We start from the raw sequence: 3215 nt of genomic DNA on the forward strand, positions 1-3215 counted from the left end.
GGCAAGTAGTGTTACCGGGTGGATAACCTCAATCGGGGTTCTCTCTATCTCCATACCCTCTGCCAGATGGAGGGCGCAGCCGTAGTTGGTGGAGAGTAGCATCGGACTCTCTGTCGCAAGTAGTGACTCTATTTTCGGTTGGCGCAGACGGTCGGCAGTTTCAGGTTCCCGCAGACGGTGGCTCCCCGCTGCCCCGCAGCATCCACTATCTGGCCCCAATAGGGCGATCTTGATCTGCGGAATCTTCTCGAGAAGCGCCTCTACCGCACGGTTGCCCTGCAGCATGTTTCCTAGTGAGCAGGGGTGGTGGAGGGTGATCTGTTGCGGTAGAGGGTTGAACAGAAGTCTGTCAAGATTGGGGCTCTGTAGCAGAAACTGACAGATCTCCATAGCCGGTGCAGGCAGATCCCCCTTCTCAACCAGCTGCACCCCACATCCGGATGAGGTGAAGATGATGGCATCCAGCTGTTGCTCACCAAAGGCCTCCCGGTTCATCCTGTTTAGCTGCTCCACCCTCTTCGGATTTCCGTGGTGTTGTGGCAGGGCACCACAACACTGTTGATTCGGTGGGACCACCACATCATAACCAAGCCTGGTAAGCAGGGTGATGGCATCAATATGTGTCTGCCTGTCAAAAGGGGAGGCAATACAGCCAAGAAACAGACCTACACTCCCAATTTTATTGCCAACTGCAGGGTAGTGTGGCTCAAGCCTCCTGGTTGTAGTCATCCTCTTGGCGGCAGCCCTGCCCAGAGCTGGCATCGGCAGTTTTAGTCGCTCCCATAGCAGTGCCCCAGCCGCCAGCAACTGTACAAGTCGGGGCCTGACCGCAACAATTTCAAGCCATCGTGCCCCCCCTTGTGGCGGCGGCAACATGGCGCGTGCCCCATCAACTATCTCTCCGTATGGGACATCGGAGGGGCATGAGCTCTCACAGGCACGACAGAGCAGGCAGTGGTTCAGGTGGTCAATAACTCCCCTGGAGATCTCGATTTCACCCTTTAATAGTGCGGCAGAGATCATCACCCGTCCACGAGGAGACTCCCCCTCCTCGCGAAAGAGGCGGTAGGTGGGGCAGTGGCTGCTGCAGAGGGCACAAAGCACACAGCGGTCGGCAGCCTCTATTAACTGTTGGGGAGTCATACCGGTATTGTATACTGCAAACCATGAGCGATGACATCAACAATGCAAAGGGTTACTACAAACGACACCTCTTCTTCTGCACCCACCAGACCGAGGATGGCACTCCATGCTGCAACCAGCATGGCGCCAAGAGGATGCACAAACATGCCAAGCAGAGGCTCAAGGAGATGGGGATTCATACCCCGGGCGAATACAGGGCAAACAAGGCGAGCTGTATGGGGCGCTGCGCAGAGGGGCCGGTGGTTGTAGTCTACCCTGACAATATCTGGTACACCTATGTAGATAGTGATGACATAGACGAGATTATCGACGAACATCTGCTTCATGGCCGTGAGGTAGAGCGCCTCAAACTACCGTGAACCTTGGCGTGAACTGTCTGTCAGAAAAAAGCGTTATAGCTGGTCCAGCAGGTGATCTGGAGATATTGCTGGAGTGCCCCGATGTTGCCCCAAAGGCGGTGATGGTTATAGCTCACCCCCATCCACTATACGGCGGCACCATGCAGAATAAGGTGGTCCATACCCTGGCAAGAGGGGCGCTTAATAGCGGCGTGGCCTCACTGCGTCTCAACTTTCGCGGGGTAGGGAAGAGCGGTGGCAGTTATGATGAGGGCAGAGGAGAGCAGCATGATCTGCTCGCAGTGGTTGCATGGGCTAAACAGAGGTTTCCCGGGTTGCCGCTCTGGCTCTCTGGGTTCTCGTTTGGTGCAGGGGTTGCCATGCTCACTACAGAACAGGCGGGGGCAGAAAGGCTGCTGGTGGTAGCACCACCGCTTAACCTCTATCCGGATCTACGTAAAATCAAGCAGATAGATATGCCGTGGTCGGTTCTGATGGGGGATGAGGATGAGGTTGTCCCGTTTTCGCAGGTTAGTGAATGGGTGGAGCAGCAACAGATACCACCGAATTTCATGGTGTTTTCAGGCGCCACACACTTTTTTCATGGGCGACTGGTAGAGCTGAGGGGGGTGGTTGAAGAGTTTTGCCTCTAAATATACGTTTTTGGTAACAATAGACTTGCGGCCAACTAAACCATTCTGTAAAATTCGCGCTCTTTTCAAAGCGAATAACAGAATTTCGGAGTAGTATTAATGAAAACCTTTAGCGCCAAGTCTCATGAAGTCAAACGTGACTGGTACATTGTAGATGCCGATGGCAAGACCCTGGGTCGCCTCGCATCCGAGATCGCCCACCGTCTGCGTGGCAAGCACAAGGCAGAGTACACTCCTCATGTTGATACTGGTGACTACATCGTGGTTATCAATGCCGAGAAGGTTGCAGTAACCGGCAACAAGCGTCAAGACAAGATGTACCACCGCTATACCGGATACATTGGTAACCTCAAATCAACCAATTTTGACAAGCTTAACCAGAAGGCGCCAGAGCGCATTATCCAGTTGGCAGTCAAGGGGATGCTTCCACGCAACCCGCTGGGTCGTGCCATGATCGGCAAGCTCAAGGTCTATGCAGGTACAGACCATCCGCACACCGCACAGCAACCACAAACATTGGATATAGCGTAAAGATAGCAGTAACAGCTATCACGTAAAAGCAGACAGGACACATATAATAGTATGGCAATGACAGAACAGTATTACGGAACCGGACGCCGCAAAACCTCAACTGCGCGAGTCTATCTTCGTCCCGGCACAGGTGCAATCACCATCAACGGCAAGAGCCTGGATGACTTCTTTGGTCGCCCAACCTCGCGCATGGTGGTAAATCAGGCGCTTGCGGCGGTTGATATGGCCGAAAAATTTGACATTACCGTCAACGTTGCCGGTGGCGGCATTACCGGCCAGTCCGGCGCCATCCGTCACGGCATTACCCGTGCCCTGATGAATTACGATGAGTCGCTACGCCCAACCCTGCGTGAGGCAGGATTTGTTACTCGTGACTCCCGTAAGGTGGAGCGCAAGAAAGTCGGTCTCCACAAAGCACGCAAGGCGACCCAGTACTCCAAGCGTTAACCGGAACCTGTTTTTTAGTAAAAGTTTATTCGGGCATCGTCTAACGGCAGGACAAAGGATTCTGATTCCTTTAATCGTGGTTCGAATCCATGTGCCCGAGCCA

Annotated in this window: 5 protein-coding genes and 1 tRNA gene; 5 read left to right on the forward strand and 1 reads right to left on the reverse strand. The window is 53.8% G+C overall.

Translation table 11 applies throughout. The features are described from left to right. A partial coding sequence (locus AC3ZFK_RS05135) for a (Fe-S)-binding protein (RefSeq protein WP_489433739.1) occupies positions 1-1143 on the reverse strand: 1143 nt, incomplete at its 3' end. A gap of 23 nt (positions 1144-1166) precedes the next feature. Here AC3ZFK_RS05135 and AC3ZFK_RS05140 point away from each other — a divergent pair. The 5 genes from AC3ZFK_RS05140 (at position 1167) to AC3ZFK_RS05160 (ending at position 3215) form a co-directional block, all read left to right on the forward strand. Then, positions 1167-1502, forward strand: coding sequence for a (2Fe-2S) ferredoxin domain-containing protein (locus AC3ZFK_RS05140; protein WP_489433740.1), 336 nt, complete (start codon positions 1167-1169; stop codon positions 1500-1502). Beyond that, on the forward strand, positions 1499-2134 hold the full coding sequence (locus tag AC3ZFK_RS05145; protein ID WP_487506790.1) for an alpha/beta hydrolase: 636 nt from the start codon (positions 1499-1501) through the stop codon (positions 2132-2134). Before AC3ZFK_RS05140 ends, AC3ZFK_RS05145 begins: the two co-directional genes overlap by 4 nt. 99 nt (positions 2135-2233) lie before the next feature. Next, positions 2234-2665, forward strand: a complete 432-nt coding sequence (rplM, locus tag AC3ZFK_RS05150) for a 50S ribosomal protein L13 (protein WP_487506791.1) — start codon at positions 2234-2236, stop codon at positions 2663-2665. Positions 2666-2722: 57 nt separating this feature from the next. Further along, positions 2723-3112, forward strand: a complete 390-nt coding sequence (gene rpsI, locus AC3ZFK_RS05155; RefSeq protein ID WP_487506793.1) for a 30S ribosomal protein S9 — start codon at positions 2723-2725, stop codon at positions 3110-3112. A gap of 29 nt (positions 3113-3141) precedes the next feature. After that, positions 3142-3215 (forward strand) — tRNA-Gln (locus AC3ZFK_RS05160).

It is taken from the genome of Candidatus Thiopontia autotrophica (assembly GCF_982804495.1).

Excerpts from the sequence above, each read along its gene's own strand:
- AC3ZFK_RS05140 (WP_489433740.1), top strand. The coding sequence starts at position 1,167 with ATGAGCGATGACATCAACAATGCAAAGGGTTACTACAAACGACACCTC.
- rplM (WP_487506791.1), top strand. The coding sequence starts at position 2,234 with ATGAAAACCTTTAGCGCCAAGTCTCATGAAGTCAAACGTGACTGGTAC.
- rpsI (WP_487506793.1), top strand. The coding sequence starts at position 2,723 with ATGACAGAACAGTATTACGGAACCGGACGCCGCAAAACCTCAACTGCG.